The 22078-nt window shown below is 52.9% G+C and carries 16 protein-coding genes; 12 read left to right on the top strand and 4 right to left on the bottom strand.

The window, feature by feature from the left end; genetic code table 11:
- Nucleotides 1–31 precede the first annotated feature (31 nt).
- Entirely contained in the window at nt 32–736 is a 705-nt protein-coding gene (locus F459_RS0105225; RefSeq protein ID WP_020611682.1) for a response regulator transcription factor, read from the bottom strand.
- A complete protein-coding gene (locus F459_RS0105220) occupies nt 705–2768 on the bottom strand; it encodes an ATP-binding protein (protein WP_245540088.1) in 2064 nt (687 codons plus the stop codon). The genes F459_RS0105225 and F459_RS0105220 overlap by 32 nt, the downstream gene beginning before the upstream one ends.
- Nucleotides 2769–3037: 269 nt before the next feature.
- Between F459_RS0105220 and F459_RS0105215 the strand changes: the two genes are divergently transcribed.
- From F459_RS0105215 to F459_RS0105200, 4 genes are all read left to right on the top strand, one after another.
- The gene (locus F459_RS0105215) at nt 3038–3400 is read left to right on the top strand and encodes a hypothetical protein (protein WP_020611680.1); all 363 of its coding nucleotides are present in this window, start codon (nt 3038–3040) and stop codon (nt 3398–3400) included.
- A 17-nt stretch (nt 3401–3417) separates the two neighbouring features.
- On the top strand, nt 3418–5448 hold the full coding sequence (locus F459_RS0105210; RefSeq protein WP_020611679.1) for a hypothetical protein: 2031 nt from the start codon (nt 3418–3420) through the stop codon (nt 5446–5448).
- A gap of 133 nt (nt 5449–5581) precedes the next feature.
- Nucleotides 5582–6433 carry a class II fructose-bisphosphate aldolase gene (locus tag F459_RS0105205; protein ID WP_020611678.1) on the top strand — a complete coding sequence of 284 codons (852 nt, stop codon included), beginning with the start codon at nt 5582–5584 and terminating at the stop codon, nt 6431–6433.
- 24 nt (nt 6434–6457) lie between these two features.
- Nucleotides 6458–7420: a carbohydrate kinase family protein gene (locus F459_RS0105200; RefSeq protein WP_020611677.1), complete on the top strand. Its 963-nt coding sequence runs from the start codon at nt 6458–6460 to the stop codon at nt 7418–7420.
- A gap of 107 nt (nt 7421–7527) precedes the next feature.
- On the opposite strand, the gene F459_RS0105195 is transcribed toward F459_RS0105200, so the two are convergent.
- Nucleotides 7528–8748 (bottom strand): threonine synthase, encoded by a 1221-nt coding sequence (locus F459_RS0105195; RefSeq protein WP_013253975.1) that lies wholly within the window; start codon nt 8746–8748, stop codon nt 7528–7530.
- A gap of 92 nt (nt 8749–8840) precedes the next feature.
- Entirely contained in the window at nt 8841–10304 is a 1464-nt protein-coding gene (locus F459_RS0105190; RefSeq protein WP_020611676.1) for a pyridoxal-phosphate dependent enzyme, read from the bottom strand.
- Between the two features lie 330 nt (nt 10305–10634).
- Here F459_RS0105190 and ygfK point away from each other — a divergent pair, with 330 nt between their 5' ends.
- From ygfK to F459_RS0105150, 8 genes are all read left to right on the top strand, one after another.
- A complete protein-coding gene (gene ygfK, locus F459_RS0105185) occupies nt 10635–13754 on the top strand; it encodes a putative selenate reductase subunit YgfK (RefSeq protein WP_020611675.1) in 3120 nt (1039 codons plus the stop codon).
- Nucleotides 13755–13757: 3 nt separating this feature from the next.
- Entirely contained in the window at nt 13758–15092 is a 1335-nt protein-coding gene (gene ssnA / locus F459_RS0105180; protein WP_020611674.1) for a putative aminohydrolase SsnA, read from the top strand.
- Between the two features lie 38 nt (nt 15093–15130).
- Nucleotides 15131–16351, top strand: a complete 1221-nt coding sequence (locus F459_RS0105175; protein ID WP_020611673.1) for a YgeY family selenium metabolism-linked hydrolase — start codon at nt 15131–15133, stop codon at nt 16349–16351.
- Nucleotides 16352–16451: 100 nt separating this feature from the next.
- Complete coding sequence (locus tag F459_RS0105170) at nt 16452–18587, top strand: xanthine dehydrogenase family protein molybdopterin-binding subunit (RefSeq protein WP_020611672.1); 2136 nt, start codon at nt 16452–16454, stop codon at nt 18585–18587.
- The gene (locus F459_RS0105165) at nt 18584–19057 is read left to right on the top strand and encodes a (2Fe-2S)-binding protein (RefSeq protein ID WP_020611671.1); all 474 of its coding nucleotides are present in this window, start codon (nt 18584–18586) and stop codon (nt 19055–19057) included. Before F459_RS0105170 ends, F459_RS0105165 begins: the two co-directional genes overlap by 4 nt.
- The gene (locus F459_RS0105160; RefSeq protein ID WP_020611670.1) at nt 19051–19908 is read left to right on the top strand and encodes an FAD binding domain-containing protein; all 858 of its coding nucleotides are present in this window, start codon (nt 19051–19053) and stop codon (nt 19906–19908) included. The genes F459_RS0105165 and F459_RS0105160 overlap by 7 nt, the downstream gene beginning before the upstream one ends.
- A gap of 2 nt (nt 19909–19910) precedes the next feature.
- Nucleotides 19911–21272, top strand: a complete 1362-nt coding sequence (locus tag F459_RS0105155) for an 8-oxoguanine deaminase (protein ID WP_020611669.1) — start codon at nt 19911–19913, stop codon at nt 21270–21272.
- Nucleotides 21273–21297: 25 nt separating this feature from the next.
- Complete coding sequence (locus F459_RS0105150; RefSeq protein ID WP_245540087.1) at nt 21298–22074, top strand: FAD binding domain-containing protein; 777 nt, start codon at nt 21298–21300, stop codon at nt 22072–22074.
- The last annotated feature ends 4 nt before the right edge of the window (nt 22075–22078 follow it).

The raw sequence follows: 22078 nt of genomic DNA, 5'->3' as shown, positions 1-22078 counted from the left end.
TTGCTGTACCTTCATCGGTGCGGAAATGTGTTTAGGATTCCTGTTCGATATGCAGCCGATAACCGGCGCCCCATTTGTTGATGATATAGCGGGGAGCCTTGGGATCCTGTTCCAGCTTTGTCCGAAGACGGCGGATATGTACGCGAACAGCCAGTGCCAGGTCATTGGGCGGGGCCTCCGGCCAGAGGCCTTTTGCAAGCTCCTCGGTGGATGTATAGGAACCGGCCCTTTTTGCAAGAAGAAGAAGGAGTTTTAATTCGATGGGAGTCAGCGGCGCATCTGTCTGGTCGATTCGGACCCGCTGCTGCTTCATGTCGATGGTCCATTGTCCCAATCGTAGCGTCCCCTCCTTCTTGCCGTCGAAGAGCGTATTGCGTGAGAGAAAATGGGCAACCCTTACTGCAAGTTCTTCGCTGTCGACAGGTTTTCTTAGATAATCCTCGGCTCCGGCCTGAAATCCGAGGATGGCATCGCTGGGAAGGTCCCTTGAAGAGATCATGAAAAAGGGAATGTTGCGCTCTTTCAGCTCTTTTGCGATCTTGAAACCATCAATATCGGGAAGAACGACGTCGAGGAGCACCAGATCAAAAAAGGTTTCCGATAGTAGATACAAAGCGGTTTTTCCATCCGGAGCAAGCGATACTTCCGACTCTCCGAGGAGCGGATGGCCCAGGGCCTGTTTCATCTGGGCACCGGTGTACGATTCATCCTCTACAATCAAGATCTTGGTTTTCACGATCGGCACCTTCTCCTTCCCTATATCCTTTTATCGCTCTGCTTATCCTGCGGCAGATCTCTATTCCTTCGCTTCGCCGGCCCTCATGAACACGCTTATCGAGTTCTTCAGCCAGGGAGAGCAGAACGGGATTAGGATGATGATACAACATCGTTCTAAAAAATCCCTTTAGGCTGTGGCTGATCATCTCCGCTTCCTTTTCCTCATCCTCTTTCGACAATACGGCCTCAAGCCGTTGCAGCTCATGCGGCACGTTACGGATAAGTTCGGTGCTTATCAACTCCCAGCGCCGCTGCTCCCAGGGGGGAGGGGAGGGGAAACCTTCCGGACCGATCGGTCGTTCTTCCAAAAAGAGCCGGAGAATCGGTTCCAGGTCTCTTCCCCTCACCGGCTTTGCGATGATTGCATCAAAGCCATCGTTTGTGAGAAGTTCCGTATCTTCAGCTGCATAGGCGGTTACTGCAACTACGGGCATATCCCCTATGGCATCATTTCGTTTTCTGAGTATCTCCACTGCCTCCCTTCCGCTTAGGATCGGCATCTGACAGTCCATGAATGCAATGTCGAAGCGCTCATGCTCGATACAATCAAGGGCAAGGCGTCCGTTTTCCACCTGTTGGACCTCGCAGCCGTAACTATTCAGCAGGGAGCTGATGATAAACCGGTTCGCCTCGTCGTCTTCTGCAAGCAGGACCTTACCAAAAAACGTTTTTCTTATTGTCTCTGGTTCCTGGTTCCATGGCCTCTTCTCTTCGCTTTTCGGCAGCAGCAGGGTAAAGAAAAACCTGCTGCCCTTTCCCGCTTTGCTCTCGACCTCAAGTGTCCCTCCCTGTTTGGCAACAAGTGCGGCGGCGATATGCAAGCCCAGCCCGCTACCTCCGAAATTCTGGACCTCGGTATTGTGAATCTGGGTAAACTTCTCAAATATCGTTTCTATCTTTTCCTGAGGAATGCCGATGCCGGTATCCTGTACCGAGAAGTCATGGCGGTACATTAATTCCCCGTCTTCTTTTTGTATCCCCGTAGATCTGCAATCAAGGCGTATGCTTCCCTTCGGGGTAAATTTCAGGGCATTGTGGAGAAGATTCATCAAGATCTGCCGAAGCCTGATGGGATCGACCAGATATTCCTGCTTTTCATCCACTTCGCACGTAAGGAAAAGCTCCAACCCTTTTTTGCGGCATCGGGGACGAAATATGGTGGCAAGTTCGGTCAGGAGAACGGAAAGATTGGTTGGTCTGGGAACGATCTCCATCGCTCCCAGCTCCAGCTTGGAAAGATCAAGGACGTCGTTTACCCCGCTCATCAAGGCCTCCGAGGAGCCTTGAAGAATCTGCAGAAAATGCTGCTGTTCATCATTCAATGCGGTATTCTGAAGCAGCTCTACAGCCCCTATGATTCCCCCTATTGGAGTGCGGATTTCATGGGAAACATTGGCGAGAAAATCGCTTTTTGCGCGATTCGCTTCCTCCAGACGCTGCATGGCGTCTCTGTTTTGTTCGTCTAACTGTTGCAAATCGTGGCGCATCACATCCAGGGCATTGTAGAGTTCCGAGAGGGGATGTTCGCCGGGCAATTCGGGAATGAGAACATCATAATCCCTGTTCCAGACAATGGTGCCTATGATCTCCACCAACTTTCTGATTTCGCTCTGCTGATATACAGGCAGGAGCGATTCCTGCTTGCCGAGCTTTTTGGTGTATTCGTTCACAAATTCGATGGCCTGGCGATAATCTCTGCAGATGATGATTTTCTCAGAGAGGCCTGATATCTGAACCGATAGCCGTACGATGGTTCGGACCGTTCTATTCATGCCGTAGAAATAGATACGCTTGAGTTTCCCTGCTGTTTCACGTAGGTTTTTCAATACTCTGAGCCTGTTGGCGATGGGAGGATTTTCCAGACCTGAGTAATCAAAAAAGGCATGGAATGTGGTTCCTGGAGCAAAAACCTCATCGATAGCCCGGTAGATGTGCCTGGTGACACCCTCCCCATCCTCCAAGGCGGGAACCCCTTTGGGTTGCCAAACCATAACGTGCTCTCCCACCAAATAGAGACGCCCGGTATAGTTGCTGTTTGAACTTCTGTAAAACCAGTGCTTCGGCTCAAAGATCGCGAGGCCGGTTACGGGGCATACTGCTCCAACATCCATGATAAATTGTACCAAACAATAGATGGGCTGTCGCCTTGTCTCTGTAACATTTTTGTAACGAAAATACTACTTTTCTGTTTCTCGACCCTCCTCTTCTTCGGTCACATAATAACAACATGTCATCACACTCTTTTATAGAGGAGCACTGTATGAGAACGAAAATCTATTTACTGGTACTCTTTCTCGCTTTAGGCCTTGGAAGCTTTTGCTATGCTCAGAATAGTAACGCCGTCAGTTTTATCAACCATTCTGGGGATAGGGGGGTCTCCGTAAACTTCGCACACGGTTTTTATGAAGTTGTCGAAAAGCGAAACGGCAACTGGTATACCGCAAAGCGGATTCGCATTGTAAAAATATCGCAGGTCAACATGCGTTTTGATTACTTTACCCAACTTATTAAGGTGGATCTGGAGGGAGCACCATCCCAGTACTTTCTTCCCGATTGGCAGGGCTATATCGGAAGTGGATGGACCAGCGAAGCAAAGGCAAGCGCGGTATGGCCGCGTCTGTAGGAGAAAGGAGATATACGATGAGATCGAACCGAGGAAGTTTCTGCAAAAAGGGAATCATTCTCATCCTGGCGTCGCTTTCTTTACTTGTCGTCTCTTGTACTGCGCTGCAAGAGCTTACCGCTTCGGGATCTTCTCCGGAAACGGTAACGCCTGGAGAGCCTGCCAAACTTGTGCTTTCCATCCCGAAAGACGATCTATGCGAAAGCCTTCGGGTCGCCAGTTCCATGATTGTTGCCGATGAAAAGGGGAGAAGGTGGTACTATCTTACCCTCGTTCCCGAAGCGTCGGTCCAAGAGTTTGACTACATCTGGTTCCAGAAATATGAACTTCATACGGGAAAGCTTGCTCAGACAAAGAAGATCAAGACCGTACTGAAGCATAAGCCCTACGCCGGCCCCCTGGCGTTGCCCTTCGACTCTCCTCCTATTTGGGACGAGATTCAGGTGTTGTCCCCGGAGCTTGCCGTTACCGCTTCCGGCGTCGGCTTCGCTCGTAATAGCTCATCTGATAGCGATACAGGTGGAATATACTCACCGACAACAGGGAGGGCCCTTATCAATTTTCACAAGCCCCCGATAGTTGGAGAGTTGAGTGACCGTTTCGGCCACGATTTATCCATGCTTACACAGATCTCTTCCTCCATACCCATACGACCTTTTGCCTCGTATCTTCCTTCTTATACCGGTATCAGTCCGTTCGGACGATACAGTGCAGCAAAGATTCTTCCCACCATGAGTTCTCCCCAACAATTCTACAGCGAGGGGATGGAAATGGTGATATGGGACAACAATAGCGGAGCGGTTTTTCTCTCGTTTCGCCATGCCGATGTCCACACACCTGCCGGCGGCCCCGCTTTTCGGTTCAGCGATGATGAAAAGAGTCTCTTGTACTGCGCGAGCTATGCCAGGCTTTTTGCCGACGACTTTGATCCGGCACAAGATGCCGACCTGATGACCTATTCGCTTCTTGACGGCAAGGCTCTTCCCCTGTTCTGGAGCATCAAGCCGGAATCCCATCCGAAAGGGGCGAAAGATTTGCTTTCCGGTTTATTCGAGAGTGACGACACCCTCCTCATCGACGGTGCCGGAAATCTTTTGTTTAGCGGATATTGGCTTTCGAAGGGGCTTCTTGATGCCAAGGGTGATCTTCTCTGGTACCGTGATCGGACCTATCCCGTCAGCCAGTGCTACGACGAGTCCGGGCTTTTGCTTGAGCTTTGGTCTAATGCCGTCGACGTTTCTTATACAAACGGAAAGACCTATATTCCCTCTATTGCAAGGACCATTGTTCCAAACTACTACGAAACCAACGGCATCGGGGCAATAGGCCTGAAATTATGGTACGGGGGAGGGGATGGTTTCTCCTATATAGTACCGAAAAAAGATGCCTCCCTTGCTCCGGGAACAAGCTTTGACTGTGGTCCTTATCTGATCAATAAGCCTCCTACGGAACGAGTCGAGGCGATCGATGAGTTTCTGCGTGGCCTCGAACTCCTTTCCATGGACCTTGTCGACCTTGAGACGTCTGCCCTTCCCTCGCTTTTTGAGAACAATGCGTATGATTTCTGGGAATTCGGTCTTACCTCCGCTTTTCCCGCGGTGGCGGAGGATTATGGCATCACTCCTGCTCTCGCCGATCGCATTCTCTTTCAACTTTATTCTCAGGCCGAGAGGGGCGCACCCGAGGCTGCGGATGGTGGTGGACAGGACCGCTTTCTCATAGATATCGAGCTTGCGTATCATCTGCTTGGTATGAAACAGATCGATCTTTCTTCCCAAGCCTATGCCACGGCCGTCTCCCTTATGGAGTCGGGGGCTGTCGAGGACAACGGCAGGAACAGGGCGGCCCTTGCCATGCTTTGGGCGCTCGGCCGTGCCGTGAATGGTTATACAGAGGATGCCGTCAAGGCCCTTGTAACGGTTCCCGAGCCCGACTGGAACCTTGCCCTTTATCACATGCGCTCAAGGCAAGAGCTTTTTGCACCGCTTTTGGCAGATAAGGAAAGGCTTGCTGCGGCCATGAATATCGACATATCACAACTGCCCTGATCCCACGATATGGTCCGCCATCTTCTTACGGCTTCCGCTTTCCCCTTTGGGCAGGCGGAAGCCTTCTTTTTATAGTGTTGCGAATCGTGGTGATAGTCATGTATGATGGGGAAAAATATCAGTGAGGTTGAAGATGCTGGTTACACTGAAAGATGTTTTGGAAAGAGCAAAGCGGGGAAACTATGCGGTCGGGGCCTTCAATATCACCAACGGCCTCTGTTTGTCTCCTCTTCTGAAGGCAGCGGAGGCACAACGCTCCCCTGTTATCATAAATATTGCGGAGATCTCCTTTGAGGATGTCGACATCCTGAGGCTCTATCCCGCCATCATCCACTCGGCAAAGGAAGCAACGGTACCTGTCGTCGTGAATCTTGATCACGGGTTGACGGAAAAGGCATTGATGACGGCCCTGCGATGCGGTTTTAGCTCCGTCATGTTTGATGCGACGAAGTATTCATATGAGGATAACATCAGACTCACGAAGCAGTATGCTGATATGGCACACAGCGTGGGTGTTTCTCTCGAGGGGGAACTCGGTGTCATCGGTGGTTCCGAGGCGGGTGAAGGGGTTGCCGTTGCGGCCAACTACACCGATCTACGGAAGGTAAGGCCCTATGTGGATGCTACCGGGGTGGATGCCCTTGCGGTTTCTATTGGGAATGTTCACGGTTTTTACAAGGGCGAGCCGAATCTTCAGTTTGATCTTTTGGCCGATATAGCGGCTGCATCTGCGGTTCCTCTTGTCCTTCACGGGGGATCGGGCATTTCCGACGACGATTTCAGAAAGGCCGTTTCTCTTGGGATTTGCAAGATAAATTTCTACACCGGCTCGAGTGTCTCGGTTTTTCATGCGCTGAACGCCTATATGAAGGAACTCAACGACGGCTATGCAGATATGGCTGCCATATCCTGGACCATGATGAACGCCTTTCAAAAAACAGTGGAAGAGCGGATGCAGGTTTTCGGAAGCGCCGGAAAGGCGTGAGTGTTCCGGATGGAAGGGCTATAAATGTCTGAGTTCGAAATGATCTGCGCCGGAATTACCTGTCTGGATATCGTTGTGACCGGAAACATCGGCCCCCATGTCTTTCAGGTGGATAGCACGCCGGTCGATACTATTTCCCTCGGCATCGGGGGGGATGCTGCAAACCAGGCGATTACCGCCTCTTCTTTGGGGCTGTCGGCAGCACTTTTTAGCTGCGTGGGGAATGATTGGAAGGCCGAAAATCTCTCCGGGCTCCTATCGGAGAAGGGGATTTGTACCGAGTATCTCCAGAGGTATGAACACGATACCACCATGTCCTCTCTCGTTTTGGTCGGCAGGGAAGGACAGCGGAATTTCCTTTTCGATCGCGGTTGCGGTAAGAACTATGTTCCAAACGCATATAGTCTGGAGGCGGTAAAAAAGGCCCGACTCTTGTCAATCGGCAGCCTTTTCGTTATGCCGGAATTTGACCGTCATGGGGCCGGAAGCTTGCTCGCCGAGGCTAAAAGACATGGAGTGATTACGGTGGCGGATATGACCTGCGATACCGAAGGAGCTGCCGATGAAGTCCTTGATGTTCTTTTGCCGCATATCGACTATTTGATGCCGAGCCTTGAGGAAGCCTCCGCGGTGACAGGGGCTGGTGATCCTGCCGAAATGTGCCGGAAACTTCGTGATCGTGGGGCCGGTAACGTCGTAATTAAATTGGGTTCTCAGGGGTGTTATATCGATATCGACGGTGTGAGAGGGCAAATCCCCGCTTTTACGGATATAAAAGTGCTTGATACCACCGGCTGTGGCGACACGTTTGTGGCTGCCTTTTCCTACGGCATTCTGAAAGGGTATCCGCCGGAAGAGTGTGCTGCCTTTGCCCAGGCCGCAGCAGCGATAAATGCCACCCACATCGGGGCTTGCGGTCATATTCCTTCGGTGGAGGCGGTATGTTCTTTTCTCCTCGACCATCCGACGCAAAAGATCGTGTCGTAATGATGATGTTTTTTTACTGAATTTGTCGGGATTGAAGTTGTCGATGGCAAAGCGGCCTTCGCTACCGATCACACAGGCCGCTTTACTTCACCAACGGTTATTTGAACCTATTTGAACAAAAAGGCCTCAACAGCGTCGAGCTTCGGTTCGACGCTGTTGGGCATCTTTATCGTATCTTCCACAGCCTTCATATCCTTAAAGCCTATGCCGGTAAGAAGGACGACCGCTTCCGCTTCTGGAGTGATCTTGCCTGAAGCCAGATCTTGTTTGTATCCGGCCCATGCTGCCGAGGCTGCCGGTTCTGCAAAAAGGCCTGCCTCTTTGCAGAGTTCAAGCTCCGCTTCGATGATAGCCTCGTCACTCACCTGGCTTGCCCAGCCCTTACACTCGTTGATAAAGTCAACAGCCATGCGGCCGTTGGCGGGGCTTGCCACGCTGATGGAATCGGCCTTCGTCGTTGCCGCCGGGATGGTTTTTGCCTCACCGCTTTCCCAGGCTTGGGCTATTGCGTTGCTTTTTGTCGATTGAACGCAGATAACCTTCGGCAAGCGTTCGATTAATCCTGCATCGAGGAGGTCCTTGAAGCCCTTAACCACGCCGCTGTAGATTACTCCATCCCCCACCGGCACATAGACATATTCGGGTGCACGCCTTGCAAACTGCAGGAAGAGTTCGATGGCCACGCTCTTTTTGCCTTCGACGGTCATAGGATTGTAGGCGGTGTTCCGATTGATGCCCCCATGTTTTTCGGTAAACTCGATGGAAAGTCCGAAGGCATCATCATAGGTTCCCTTTACCGGAACTACCGTTGCTCCGTAAAGCACCGACTGCATCAATTTGTTCCTCGGCGCCGTTTCCGGAACAAACAGTATGATCTCCAACCCGTAGGCGGCTCCCGCACAGGCCATGGCACTGCCTGCATTCCCCGTCGAAGCGAGGGCAACCTTTTGTTCCCCGAAGTGGAGGGCCTGCCCCACCACAAGCTGGCTTGCCCTATCTTTAAAGGAACCGGAAGGGTTCATGCCGTCGTTTTTCAAAAACAGCCTGGGGACCTTATATCTTTTTCTCAGCCGCTCGGGACCGAGAAGGGGAGTATTCCCTACCGGATATGCCTGGGGTGTGGGGATCTCATAGGGAAAGAAGTCAAAGGGCGAAAGGTTTTTTTTGTCCGCCAGGCTTTTAAGATAGGCAGGATCGATGATGGTACGCAGGTTTCCCCGTTGCATCTCTCCCTCTGCTGCCTTTCCGCTGCAGGCCGGGCAGCGGTAGATGATATGTTTCGAGTCGTATTCTGCTCCGCAGTCGTTACATATGTAATGAAACTCCATGGAAGGCTCCTCTTGAATAATCCTTTTTGCGTAAACGTTCTTTGAGACGAAAAAAAGGCCGGCACAGTGCCGGCCTTTTTTTGTGAAATCGCTTAGATAAGGCCGACTTCGGCGTTGAACTCTTCGATCAGCTTATCGATTTTAGGAGTAAGGGCCTGGATATTTGTCCAGTAGTCCCTGTCGTACCACTGAGCATTGATCTGGGCATAGGTCTTTCCCTGCTGCTCGACCCACGTGTAGTATTTGAGGTTGTGGACCCGCAGGCGGTCCCGGTAACCGAGCTCCATCATGTTGTCGATGCCCTGCTTCTCAAGGCTGCCGTGGTAAATCTGCGCCGCCTTTACAGTATCCAGTTCGCCGTCCCGCTCTTGCATCTCTTTGATTCTGCTGGGGTACATCTCGAAGGAGTCGGTAAGGACGGTTACCACAACATCATCCTCGTCCATCTCGTAGTATTTCGCCATCTTAATGGCACCGAGGACATTAGCAATGCCGCTGATTCCAAGAAGCTCGGCGTTATCGACGAAAGAGGCAGGGATTCCGATTTTCTTCATATATTCCTGGCCTGCCGGCTCGTTGAAAAGTCTGAGCAGATCCATGGAATCGTCATCGTCGATGGCGATGACCATATCGGTATTCCGTACGTTATGGATCCAGGGCACATGCTTGTCGCCGATCCCTTCGATTCTATGCCCGCCGAAACCGTTACTTAGCAGGGTCGGGCACTGAAGTGCTTCCCCTGCCGCGATCTTCAATTCTGGAAATTTCTGCTTCAGATAATCTCCCGCACCGATGGTGCCCGCAGAACCGGTGGTGGAGAAATAGCCCTTAAACCGACTCTTCGGCCCCATCTCTTTTTTCACGATCTCTTCGATGGCATTTCCTGTTACTTCATAATGCCAGAGATAGTTCCCGAACTCATCAAACTGGTTGAAAATAACGATGGCATCGCCACGCTGGGAAGTCAGCTCATGGCACTTGTCGAAAATCTCCTTAACGTTACTTTCACAACCGGGAGTGGCAATAACCTCTCCTGCCACCTTTTTAAGCCAGTTAAACCTTTCGGCACTCATCTCTTCAGGGAGGATGGCGATGGAATCACAGGCGAGAAGGTCGGAGTTATATGCGCCGCCGCGGCAGTAGTTGCCGGTAGAGGGCCAAACAGCCTTCTGCTTTGTAGAGTCGAAATTTCCGGTTATGAGGGCGGGAGCAAGACAACCGTACGTGGCTCCTACCTTATGGGCTCCGGTGGGAAACCATTTCCCTACAATCGCAAAGACCCGTGCTTTGACCCCGGTTATTTCTTTGGGAATCTCAATGTAGTTGACCCCTCCGAAGGTTCCTCCATCCTTGGTCGGCTCGTTTTTCCAGGTGATGCGGAAAAGGTTGAGGGGATTGATGTCCCACAGGCCAACCTCTTTTAGTTTTTCACGGACAGAAGCCGGAATTTTTGAAGGATCTTTCATTTGGGCAAAGGTGGGCAGAATGATGCCTCGTTCACGACATCTTTGAACATTTTTCTTTTTTACGTCCTCGTGCATGGTCAGATCGATCATTTCGTATCCCTCTCGTTATGATGTTTTTTTGGTTACTGGAACTTCAAAGCGAGCCAATCGCCTAAAAGATACAATAACCTGTACATTTACGCAATCACTACAGCATAAAGATCGGAAAAATTGAAATATCTAAGTGAAACTTTCGTATTTCTCAAATTCCAACCCTACTTCATCTATACTACACCCTGTCCCCCACGTCAAGATACGAGCGTAAAAAATGTTGCAAATTGTTGCATTCGTTGTTGACAACAGAATGAAACACGGTACAATAAAGTCAGACCGGGACACAAAAGTCAGCTTTATTCTATTTCAACGTAATAAGGGGTGCGTATGGGAGATATCATGCGGCCTGTTCCCTTGCGGGAGCTGGTAGAGAGAGTTTTTGGAGAATATAGGAAGTCACAGTCGATATTCGGTATACCTGTTTCACGATTTTACCGACCGTCGTCGGGAAAACGGATTTCCGTTTTTCACGGAAGCTGTAGTTCTCCCATGGGACCTGCCGCCGGGCCTCACACTCAGCTCGCTCAGAATATTATTGCCGCATATCTTTCCGGTGGCCGTTTTATGGAGCTGAAGACTGTTCAGATCATGGATACCCTTGAGATTGCAAAACCATGTATCGATGCAAGAGATGAATGTTACAACACCGAGTGGTCCACCGAGTACACCCTCACCAAGGCATACGATGAATATGTAAAGGCGTGGTTGCTTCTTCACGTGCTTGAGGAGTTGTTTGAACTTGGCGACGGTAAGGGGCCCTCTTTTATCTTTAATATGAGTGTCGGCTATGATCTCGCCGGCATCAAAACGGAACGGATGGATCAATTTATCGAGAGGATGATTGATTCTTCACATGATGCGCGATTCAAGGAACAGCTTGAGAGCCTTGAGGCTGTCCTTAGCGACGGCGCTTTGTATGCAGGCACCGATCTGGAAGCTCGGTTTCCTGCTTTACAGGGGATATCGAAGAGAATCGGTTCGAAGATCACTCCTTCGGTGACCCTTTCGACTATGCACGGCTGCCCACCAGACGAAATCGAGGCGATCTGCAGCTACATGCTCACAGAAAAGAAGATCCCCACCTATGTCAAACTCAACCCGACCCTTCTGGGCTATGACAGGGTACGGGAAATATTGGATGGTATGGGCTACTCTTATTTGCACCTAAGCCGAGAAGCTTTCGGCCATGATCTTCAGTGGGAGGCCGCCAAGGAGATGCTTCTGCGGCTTAAGGGGCTGGCGGAAAAAGAAGGGCTGACCTTTGGGGTTAAGCTTTCCAATACCCTCGGATCGGTCAACGACCAGGGGGCACTGCCCGGAGACGAAATGTATATGTCCGGCAGGGCCCTTTATCCCCTGACCATTAATCTCGCGGCCCTCATCTCAGAGGAGTTTGACGGAACGATGCCCATCAGCTACGCCGGTGGTGCCTCCGCCTTTAATGTGAAGGCCATTTTCGAGGCTGGAATCCGTCCCATCACCTTGGCAACGGATATGCTCAAACCCGGCGGTTATTTCAGAATGGCTGAACTTTCGGCCCTCACCGACGCCTCTTCAGGGTGGGAAAAGGGTACGGTCGATGTCGGGGCGGTAAAGAAGATGGCACAGCAGGCCCTTTCGGCGCAGAATGCGGTGAAAGATTTCAGGGGAAAGAGCCGGATAGAAACCCACCGGCCGCTGCCGCTGTTCGACTGTTATGTGGCTCCCTGTACCATCGGCTGCCCCATCGGACAGGATGTTCCCGAGTATGTCAGGCTCACCGGCGAAGGTCGCTACAGCGAGGCCCTGGATCTTATCTATGAAAAAAACGCCCTTCCCAACATCACCGGCCAGATCTGCGACCATCAGTGTCAGTATAACTGTACACGGCTTGACTACGAAGGGGCGGTAAAGATCCGAGAAATGAAACGAATCGCAGCCGACAACGGCTGGGATGAGTATATTCGCCGCCACAACACGGCGACCAGGAAGAACGGCCGGAAAGTTGCGGTAGTCGGGGCAGGTCCTGCCGGATTATCCGCCGCCTACTTCCTTGCACGGGAAGGGTTTGATGTAAAGGTTTTTGAGAAACACGACTCTGCCGGCGGGGTTGTGCGTCATGTCATTCCCCATTTCCGTCTTCCCCTTTCCGCCATTGAAAAGGATGTGGAGTTCATCAAATCCCACGGCGTTGAGTTTGAGTTTAATATCAATTCCAAGTCCGTCACCATCGACGGACTGATTGCAAAGGGGTTTGAGTTTATCTTTCTCGGGGTAGGAGCGGAGAAGGGTAACGTAATGGCCCTCGACGGCTCCGACAACAGGGTCCTGGAATCCCTTGACTTCCTGTGGGAGTTCCGAAACGCCCCTGAGAATGTGAAACTGGGACGGCGTGTTGTTGTCGTGGGCGGGGGAAATACCGCAATGGACAGCGCCCGGGCGGCCCTTCAGGTCCCCGGTGTGGAGAAGGTTTCGGTCCTCTACCGCAGAACCAGGGAGCAGATGCCCGCCGACCTGGAAGAATATGATATGGCCGTTGAGGACGGCGTGGAGTTCCATTTTCTCCGTAACCCCGAGTCCTTCGATGCCGACGGCAGTGTCACCTGCCGGGTGATGGAGCTCGGCAACATGGACGCCTCGGGACGACGCAGACCGGTTGCCACTGCAAAGACCGAAACCATCGAGGCCGATACCATCATCACTGCCATTGGGGAAACCGTCGATGCACAGGCCCTCCGTGATATGGGACTTCCCCTTGGCCCTGACGGATGGCCCGAGGTGGATGCCTCTACCCTGGAAACGAAAATTCCGCGGGTATACCTTGGCGGAGACGCTCAGAGCGGGCCTTCTACCATTGTCCGCTGTGTCGCCGCAGGGCGAAAAGCAGCCGATTCGATCTGCCGTTCTGCCGACAGCCAGTGGAAGCACGAGATACGGCTTCCCGAATCCGGCGATCGTGCAGCTGTTTTGCTTCAGCGAAAGGGAAAGATTCTCGAATCCGAAGATGTGAAGGCCGCGGGCGATGCGAAATTCGCAGAACGGGAGGCCGCGAGGTGTCTGGAGTGCAACTACGTCTGTAACAAGTGTGTGGAAGTGTGCCCCAACCGGGCAAACATCGTCATAGAGAGCCCTGAGTTGGCCGATTTTCACGATCCGGCGCAGATCCTCCACATAGATGCCTACTGCAACGAGTGCGGAAACTGTGCGACCTTCTGCCCCCACGACGGCAGGCCCTATCGAGACAAGTTCACCATCTACAACAGAAAAGACGATTTCGAGAATTCGTCCAATCCCGGCTTTTTCATCCAGGAAGGAAGGCTCTTCCTGCGCCAAAACGGACAGGTTACCGAATACTCGATAGACAAAGAGGGTAGGATTTCCGGCGGCTTTGTGGACAGAAGGGTTTCGGCTGTGATCGGAAAGGTGGCAAGTGAATACAATTATCTGCTTACGGCAGTGGGAGAATAACCAGTGATCATTATTAAAGATGCTCAGGCAATGCAGTTTAACCCTCCCAGGGTTTGGGAGAAGGCCGATATCGTTATCGACGGTGATACCATACTCGCCGTGGGGGAAAATGCCGGAGTAGCGTATCGGGACCGGGCGGAGAAGGTGATCGATGCATCGGGCAGACTGGTCTATCCGGGCCTTGTCTGCAGCCATCATCACTACTACAGCGGCCTATCCCGTGGGGTCATGGCCAAGGTCGGTCCGACCCCGGACTTTGTCTCGACCCTTCGGAACCTCTGGTGGCTCCTTGATCGGGCCCTGGACGAGGAGTCGGTCTACTATTCCGGACTCATTTGCTCTATGGATGCCATCAAGTCCGGAACCACTGCGGTCATCGATCACCATGCAAGTCCCAGTTATATCAAGGGAAGCCTTGCCACCTTGAAGAAGTCCTTCGAAAAGGTGGGCCTTCGGGGTATGACCTGTTACGAGACCACGGATCGAAACGGCCTTGAGGGCATGGAACAGGGGATCGAGGAGAATATCGAATTTGCCAAGCTTATCGACGAAGAGAAGAAAAGCGGCAGGGGCGATCATCTTGTGGAGGCGGCCATCGGAGGACATGCCCCCTTTACCCTTCCCGACGCAGGGCTTGTTGCAATGAAGGAAGCGGTCGATGTAACCGGCCGGGGAATTCACCTTCATGTTGCCGAGGGGCGCTACGATGTCAGTGATTCTCACCTGCGTTTCAACAAGGATCTCGGCCGTCGGCTTGCCGACCACGGTCTCCTTAACGAGAAGGCGCTTTTGGTCCACGGCATCTACCTTTCCGATGAGGATATTCGGCTTATCAACGAGGCCGATGCCTATCTTGTGCATAACGCCCGAAGCAACATGAACAACGGGGTCGGCTACAATGTCAATCTGCCGAAGTACAAGAATCTTGCCCTGGGAACCGACGGGATCGGCGCAAACATGTTCGAGGAGTTTAAGTTCGCCTACTTCAAGCACAAGGATGCAGGCGGCCCGCTCTGGCCGGATGATTATCTGAGGTTTCTCTACAACGGAAACGCTATCCTGGAGCGCTATTTCGATGAAAAGTACGGCCGCCTGGAAGCCGGCTACAAGGCGGATATCGTTATTGCCGACTATCTTAGCCCGACGCCGCTTGCCCCCGAAAATATCGCTGGGCACATGGCCTTCGGTATGACAAGCGGTGATGTCAAAACCGTACTTGTTAACGGCCGCGTGGTGCTGGAAGATGGCCGCTTCCCCTTTGATGCAGAGGCACTGTATGCCGAAGCCCGCAAGGCGACAATGCGGGTCTGGAAGAACATAGACAGATTAGCCGATTGAAAAAGACGGCGAATATAGAACGACAGAGGAGAATTAATATGGGAGTTCGTGACGATATTCTAAAAAAAGCGAAGGAATACCGTGACTATACGGCACAAGTCCTGAGCGAAATGGTAAAGATCAAAAGTTACAGTGGGGATGAAGAGGCAGTCTGCCGAAAGATTGTCCAGATGTGCCAGGATGCCGGTTTCGACGAGGTTCGTATCGACGGTCTTGGAAGCGTGATCGGCAGGGTTGGAAACGGACCTAAGACCATTGCCTTCGACGCCCATATCGATACCGTAGAGGTTGGCGACCCCGACCAGTGGAAACTCGATCCCTTTTCCGGCCTTATCAAGGATGGCCTGATTCACGGTCGCGGTACAAGTGATCAGAAGGGTGGAGCCGCCAGCATGATTGCCGCTGGTCGAATTCTGAAGGAACTTGGCTACAGCGGTGAATACACCATCTACTTTACCTTTACCGTCATGGAAGAGGATTGCGATGGTATGTGCTGGAAGTACCTTATCGAAGAAGAGAAGTTCAAGCCGGACCTCTTTGTCTCTACCGAACCGACCAGCTGCCGTATCTACCGCGGACACCGGGGAAGGATGGAGATGATGGTGCGCCTCAAAGGGGTTTCCAGCCATGGTTCCGCCCCTGAGCGGGGTGAAAGTGCCGCCTACAAGGCAGCTCGTGCCGCCCTTGCCATGGAAAAGCTCAATGCAGATCTCCAGCCCGACGACGATAATTTTCTCGGAAAGGGAACCGTCGTGGTAAGCCAGATTGATGTAAAGGGCCCAAGCCAGTGCGCGGTTCCCGATCAGGCTATGCTCTACCTTGACCGGCGCCTGACCTGGGGTGAGGACAAGGAACTTGCCATCGCCCAGGTGAAAAAGTACATTTCCGAGGCCATCGGCGAGAGCGAGGATAAGGTACAGGTCGAGATGCCCATGTACGAAGAGTTCGGCTGGAAGAAGCTGGACTATCATCAGGAGCTGTACTTTCCCACATGGAAAATTCCCGAGGACCATACACTGGTCCAGGCAGGTGTGAGCGCTTATAAGGAGCTCTGGAACAAGGAGCCGGTTGTCGATAAGTGGACGTTTTCCACAAATGCCGTTGCCACTACCGGACGCCATAAAATTCCGGCCATCGGCTTCGGCCCCGGGGATGAGGCACAGGCCCACGCCCCTAATGAGATCACCAGGGTAGATGATCTTGAGATCTGTTCGGCTTTTTATGCCATGCTTCCCTATGTACTTGAGGGGAAAAACTAGTATATTACTAGTGTATAGAATTGTATGCCCGTCCGCCGATGACGACGGACGGGCTTTTCGACGCTAACCTCCGTCCGGGAGGAAGAAGGGTAGGTCTTGAATGAATGCAAACATCAGTAAGGCCGTGACGCGAGTCGATGCCACCGCAAAGAGTACCGGAGCTGCCAAGTATGTCTCAGATCTCCAGTTTCCGGGACTCTTATACGCCAGGGTTCTCCGCTCGGATCGCGCCAGGGCAAAGATCCTTGAGATACATGTCCCAACGCTACCCGAGGGCTATTTTTTCATAGATAAAAACGATATCCCCTCTGGTGGCACCAATGAAGTCTTAATGATCAAAAAAGATTGGCCCGTATTCGCCGACGGCCGGGTCCGTTATATCGGAGAAGCCATCGGCCTGGTTGTAGGGCCTGATCGACAAAGGGTGCTGGAAATCCTGAAAGGAATCGAGGTAGTCTACGAGGATCTCGATCCTGCTTTCACGCTGGAGGAGGCCCTGGCACTCAAAGGGGGGCCGCTATACGGTGATGATAATCTCTATGCCGATTACCATCTGGTAAAGGGAGAACCCGACGCCGCCTTTGCCGCTGCCGATCAAATCATCGAAGATGAGATCAGCACCGGCTATCAGGAACATATCTACATGGAGCCTCAGGGGGTCATCGGAACCCTGGAAGAGGGGAAGATTACCTTTTACGCCTCAAGCCAGTGTCCCTTTTATATTCGAAAGGCCGTTGCGCATTGTTTAGGCCTTTCTTCCGACGAGGTGAGGGTGAAGCAGGCTGTTACCGGAGGCGCTTTCGGCGGCAAGGAGCACTTCCCCGATGTGATGGCCACCCCTGTCGCCGTTGCGGTACACAAGATAGGAAAGCCTGTTCAGCTGGTTCTCGACCGCATCGAGGACATCAGCTTTACCCCCAAACGGCATCCCAGTACAACCCGTTTCCGAACGGCCCTGGACAAAGATGGGAAAATCATCGGTATGGATATCGATGTACAGATAAACGCTGGGGCCTACGAGAGCTGCTCGCTTGTCGTTCTTCAGAGGGCGATTTTCAGCTCCAACAGTGTCTACGACATTCCCAACGTCAAGATTCGGGGCAGGGCCATTGCCACGAACAATGTGCCCAGCGATGCCTACCGCGGTTTCGGGGCGCCCCAGGGGCTTTTTGCGGTTGAGATGCATATGAGCCATCTTGCACGGCAGCTTGGCGCCGATGAGCTTACCTTTAAAGAGCGTTATTTTACGGAAAAGGGTGGTGTAACCGTCACCAACGGCAAGATCAAAGAGGATGTCAAGCTGCCGGAGATGCTCCAAAAGATCAAAGAAGCCTCCGACTACGATCGAAAGGCCTCCGAGTATAGTCGTGGGGCCCTTCGGGGAATCGGCATATCGATTTTTAATCACGGCAGCGGTTTTACCGGTAATGGAGAACAGGCGATCATAAAGGGCCTTGTTACCATGCGGGGAAGGCGTGACGGAAAGGTTGACCTGTTGGTGAGTAACGTAGAGATGGGGCAGGGACTCCAAACCACCTTTCGTAAGATCGCTGCCCAGGTTCTCGGCCTGCCGGTGGATGATGTCGGTTATGATAATCCCGATACCGACCGTGTCCCCGATTCCGGCCCGACCTGTGCCTCTCGCTCCATTGCGGTTGTGGGTTTTCTGGTCCAGGAATGTGCAAAGAAGTTGAAAGCCGCCTGGAAGCCGGGGAAAATGGTCGAGGTTTCCCACCGTTACGCCCCGCCTCCCGGACTGGAATGGAACCAGGATGATCTTCAGGGGGATGCATATCCCTCTTTCGGCTGGGGCATTAACGTTGTCGAAGTGGAGGTTGATCCTGTTACCTATGAGGTTTCCACAAAGGGAATCTGGTCGGTTTTTGATGTGGGAACGGCCATCGACGAGAGGGTGGTTGAAGGGCAGGCTCATGGCGGTATCATCCAGGGGCTCGGTTATGCCAGCCTTGAAAAGCTGGAGGCGGTAAACGGACGCTTTCGCCAGCATACCATGGCCGATTATGTCATTCCGACCTCCATGGACTTCCCATCCATCCACAACCAATTGGTAGACAATCCCTATCCCTACGGTCCCTTTGGAGCAAAGGGGGCGGGAGAGCTGGTTTTCGACGGCGCCGCTCCTGCCTATGCCGATGCGGTTCAGTGGGCGATCGACAAGCCTATAGACCGGATTCCGGTCACGCCGGAATATCTGATGGAGGTGATCGAAGGATGAGCTTGGTATCTTTTACATTAAACGGGGAACCGGTAAGCGTGGAAGCCGATCCGCTTCTGCGCCTACTTGATCTGCTTCGTGAAGATCTCGGCCTTACCGGCGTCAAAGAGGGCTGTGGAGAGGGTGAGTGCGGAGCCTGTTCCGTTCTCAAGGACGGAAAGATTGTTAATTCATGTCTGATCCCCGTGGCTACCGTTGCGGGATGCGAGATCGTAACCCCGGAAGGACTCCGGGACACGGATCGGGGTAAGTGCATCGTCGAGGCCTTTGCGGAAAGCGGGGCTGTTCAGTGTGGTTTCTGTACGCCCGGAATGATGATGGCAACCGAGTCTCTTTTGCGCAAGAATCCCGATCCGAGCGAGGCAGAGGTGCGGGAAGGGCTTTCCGGTAACCTCTGTCGTTGTACCGGTTACGACATGATTGTTCGCGGGGTTTTGCTTGCCGCGAAAAAGGGGAGGGGGCTATGGTAACGGGATACAAACCTCAAACCCTCCGCGAGGCGCTCGAATTACGGAAAAATAGCGGGGCTCTTCCCTTTGCCGGAGGTACGGACCTCATGGTTCGCTACAAAAGCTGGGCGGGGACGCTTCCTGCTTTTCCAAAATCCGTGCTCTTTTTGGGCCATTTGAAGGAACTCCAAAACATTGAGCTAAGCAGTGGAAAGATTATCTACGGTGCGGGTGCCACCCTGACCGAAATCATGGAGTATCCCGGCACCCCGGCCCTTCTTGCCGAAGCAATCCGGGGAATCGCCGCACCAGCCTTGCGAAATGTCGGCACCATGGCCGGGAACCTCTGCAACGCATCTCCTGCCGGAGATTCGATTTGCGCCCTCTATGCTCTTGGAGCCTCTGTCGTCTGTAAAAGCCTTTCCGGTGAACGACAGATTCCCGTCATTGATTTTGTGACGGGGCCGGGCCGAACAGCCCTCGCCGATGATGAGATTGTGTCGGCCATCATTGTCCCCGCTCTCGATTGGACGCTTACTTTTTATCGCAAGGTGGGAACGAGAAAGGCAAACGCCCTTTCGAAACTGAGCTTCTGCGGCCTCGCCAAGATCAAGGGCGGCCGGATCGATGATGTCAGGATTGCCGTCGGTGCTGTTGGTCCGACGGTTGTTCGTAGCCTTGAGTCTGAAAGGCTCCTGGCCGGGGCGGGATCCGGCGAGCTTGAAGAGCTTCGCGAGCGCCTCCTGCAATCCTATGGTGCCATGATCGTGCCTATAGACGATCAGCGTTCCACCGCAGCCTATCGAAAAAGGGTTGCCCTCAATCTTCTGGAACTATTTATCGATGACGAACTGAAGAAAGGAGTCTCCTGACCATGGCAAAACTGCTTTTAAAGGATATCTATTACCTGCATCCCGGAGGCCAGGCCGAAGGGCTTCGCGGTTATGATATGTTGGTCGACGGCAACAAAATTGCATCGATCGCCCCGAAGATCGATCCTGCCGGGGCCGACCGGGTTATTGACTGTTCCACCCATGTGGTGGTTCCCGGTCTGGTAAATACCCATCACCACTTTTACCAAACCCTGACACGAAATATTCCGGCGGTGCAGAACGCCAAACTTTTCGACTGGCTGGTCTATCTCTACGAGGTCTGGAAGCACATTGACGAAGAGGCTGTCTACTACTCAAGCCTTCTCGCCATGGCCGAGCTTCTGAAGACCGGCTGTACCCTTACTACCGATCACCACTACCTCTACCCCAATAATTTTGCCGGTGACCTCATGGGGCTTCAGTTCGAGGCGGCCGAAACCCTCGGTATGCGCTTCTCACCGACCCGGGGATCCATGAGCCTCTCGAAAAAGGATGGGGGGTTGCCCCCCGACTCGGTGGTGCAGACCGAAGAGGTTATCTTGGCCGACAGCGAGCGGGTCATCTCCCAATATCACGACAGAAGCGATTTTTCTATGCGCAAGGTTGTTCTGGCCCCTTGTAGCCCCTTTAGCGTAACCGAACAGCTCATGAAAGATTCTGCGGCCCTTGCGAGGCAGCATGGGGTTCGCCTGCACACCCACCTTGCCGAGACCCTGGATGAAAATGATTTTTGTGTTCAGGTCTACGGCAGACGCCCGGTACTGGTGATGGCCGACTGCGATTTTCTCGGTGATGATGTCTTTTTTGCCCACGGTATCCATTTTAACGATGAGGAACTCGATATTTTGGCCCAAACCGGCAGCCACATCGCCCACTGTCCAGCCAGCAATATGCGCCTGGGAAGCGGTATCTGTCGGGTTTCGGAGATGCTGCCGCGGGGGATAAATGTCGCCCTTGGGGTGGATGGCTCTGCCAGTAACGATACCAGCGATCTTTTGGGAGAGGCCCGTCAGGCCATGCTGCTCCAGCGGGTCAAGTACGGAAGCGGTGCCCTTACCGCAAAACAGACCTTCAAGATCGCCTCGGAAAACGGTGCAAGGTTACTTGGTTACGAAAAGGTGGGAAGGCTTGAAGAGGGGATGGCGGCCGATATGGCTATCTGGAATGTCGATCGGCTCGAATATGCCGGGGCCCTTTCCGATCCCCTTGCCGCGTTGCTTTTCTCCGGTTACGACCATGGGACCGCCTACACCATCGTGAACGGCGAGGTGGTCGTCGATGAGGGCTGCCTTGTCGGTTTTGACGAAAGAGAGCTGACCGGGAAGGCCAATGCCATTGCTGCCAGGCTTCTCGAGGAGCGATAGGGAGGTGGATATGGTAGGAGAATACGTGAAACCATCTCGGGCCGAAGAGGCTCTGAAGTTAAAAAATCGGTATGGAAGCGAGGCCTTTTTTCTCGCCGGCGGGAGTGAGGTGAACAGGCTTCACTCGTCTGTTTCCGGGAGTATCGCAATTGACATTTCCGCTGTAACGCCGAAAAGGATCGAAACGTCGGCTTCTTCCCTTATCATTGGAGCTGGTATATCGCTTCAGCAGATAGCGGAAGAAGGTTCCCTGCCTGATCCTCTTCGCCATGCTGCCGGTCAGGCCGCAAGCCGTCCCCTGCGTCACATGGCGACGGCCGGAGGCAATATTGCCTCCGATCGCCGGGACAGTTATCTCATCCCTGTGTTGCTTGCCTACGATGCCCTCCTTGAGATGTCATCGGGAGAAACAGTATCCCTGGAGCAGTGGCTTTCCGATAAGCAGGGTTTGATCATGAATATCATCGTCCCTGATCCGAAGCGACTGTTGCGAACCGCAAGGCTTACCAGGACCTCCCAGGGCTCTCCCGTTTTTGTCATGGCCTGTGCCTTTACCGAAGTTCCTGAGAAGGGTGTTCGTTTTGTCGTCGGAGGGCTTCCGGGAAGTCCCCGGCGAGTGAAATCGGTAGAGACGCTTTTGGCTTCGGAACCCGAGGCTCTTGAAAGGCTTCCTCAGCACCTTGAAAACGCGATAAAGCCGGTTTCCGATTATCTCGGTTCTGCAGAATATAAACGTTACATTGCAGGCGTTAGTGCTATGGATCTTTTTACGGCCTGTATCGCTGCCGGGGATAGGGGGTAAACGC

This window comes from Sediminispirochaeta bajacaliforniensis DSM 16054 (assembly GCF_000378205.1).
In the GTDB taxonomy this organism is placed as follows: domain Bacteria; phylum Spirochaetota; class Spirochaetia; order DSM-16054; family Sediminispirochaetaceae; genus Sediminispirochaeta; species Sediminispirochaeta bajacaliforniensis.
This window is presented reverse-complemented; position numbering and strand designations above follow the sequence as displayed.

Excerpts from the sequence above, each read along its gene's own strand:
- F459_RS0105220 (WP_245540088.1), bottom strand. The coding sequence starts at position 2,768 with ATGGTTTGGCAACCCAAAGGGGTTCCCGCCTTGGAGGATGGGGAGGGT.
- F459_RS0105215 (WP_020611680.1), top strand. The coding sequence starts at position 3,038 with ATGAGAACGAAAATCTATTTACTGGTACTCTTTCTCGCTTTAGGCCTT.
- F459_RS0105210 (WP_020611679.1), top strand. The coding sequence starts at position 3,418 with ATGAGATCGAACCGAGGAAGTTTCTGCAAAAAGGGAATCATTCTCATC.
- F459_RS0105205 (WP_020611678.1), top strand. The coding sequence starts at position 5,582 with ATGCTGGTTACACTGAAAGATGTTTTGGAAAGAGCAAAGCGGGGAAAC.
- F459_RS0105200 (WP_020611677.1), top strand. The coding sequence starts at position 6,458 with ATGTCTGAGTTCGAAATGATCTGCGCCGGAATTACCTGTCTGGATATC.
- F459_RS0105195 (WP_013253975.1), bottom strand. The coding sequence starts at position 8,748 with ATGGAGTTTCATTACATATGTAACGACTGCGGAGCAGAATACGACTCG.
- F459_RS0105190 (WP_020611676.1), bottom strand. The coding sequence starts at position 10,304 with ATGATCGATCTGACCATGCACGAGGACGTAAAAAAGAAAAATGTTCAA.
- ygfK (WP_020611675.1), top strand. The coding sequence starts at position 10,635 with ATGGGAGATATCATGCGGCCTGTTCCCTTGCGGGAGCTGGTAGAGAGA.
- F459_RS0105175 (WP_020611673.1), top strand. The coding sequence starts at position 15,131 with ATGGGAGTTCGTGACGATATTCTAAAAAAAGCGAAGGAATACCGTGAC.
- F459_RS0105170 (WP_020611672.1), top strand. The coding sequence starts at position 16,452 with ATGAATGCAAACATCAGTAAGGCCGTGACGCGAGTCGATGCCACCGCA.
- F459_RS0105165 (WP_020611671.1), top strand. The coding sequence starts at position 18,584 with ATGAGCTTGGTATCTTTTACATTAAACGGGGAACCGGTAAGCGTGGAA.
- F459_RS0105160 (WP_020611670.1), top strand. The coding sequence starts at position 19,051 with ATGGTAACGGGATACAAACCTCAAACCCTCCGCGAGGCGCTCGAATTA.
- F459_RS0105155 (WP_020611669.1), top strand. The coding sequence starts at position 19,911 with ATGGCAAAACTGCTTTTAAAGGATATCTATTACCTGCATCCCGGAGGC.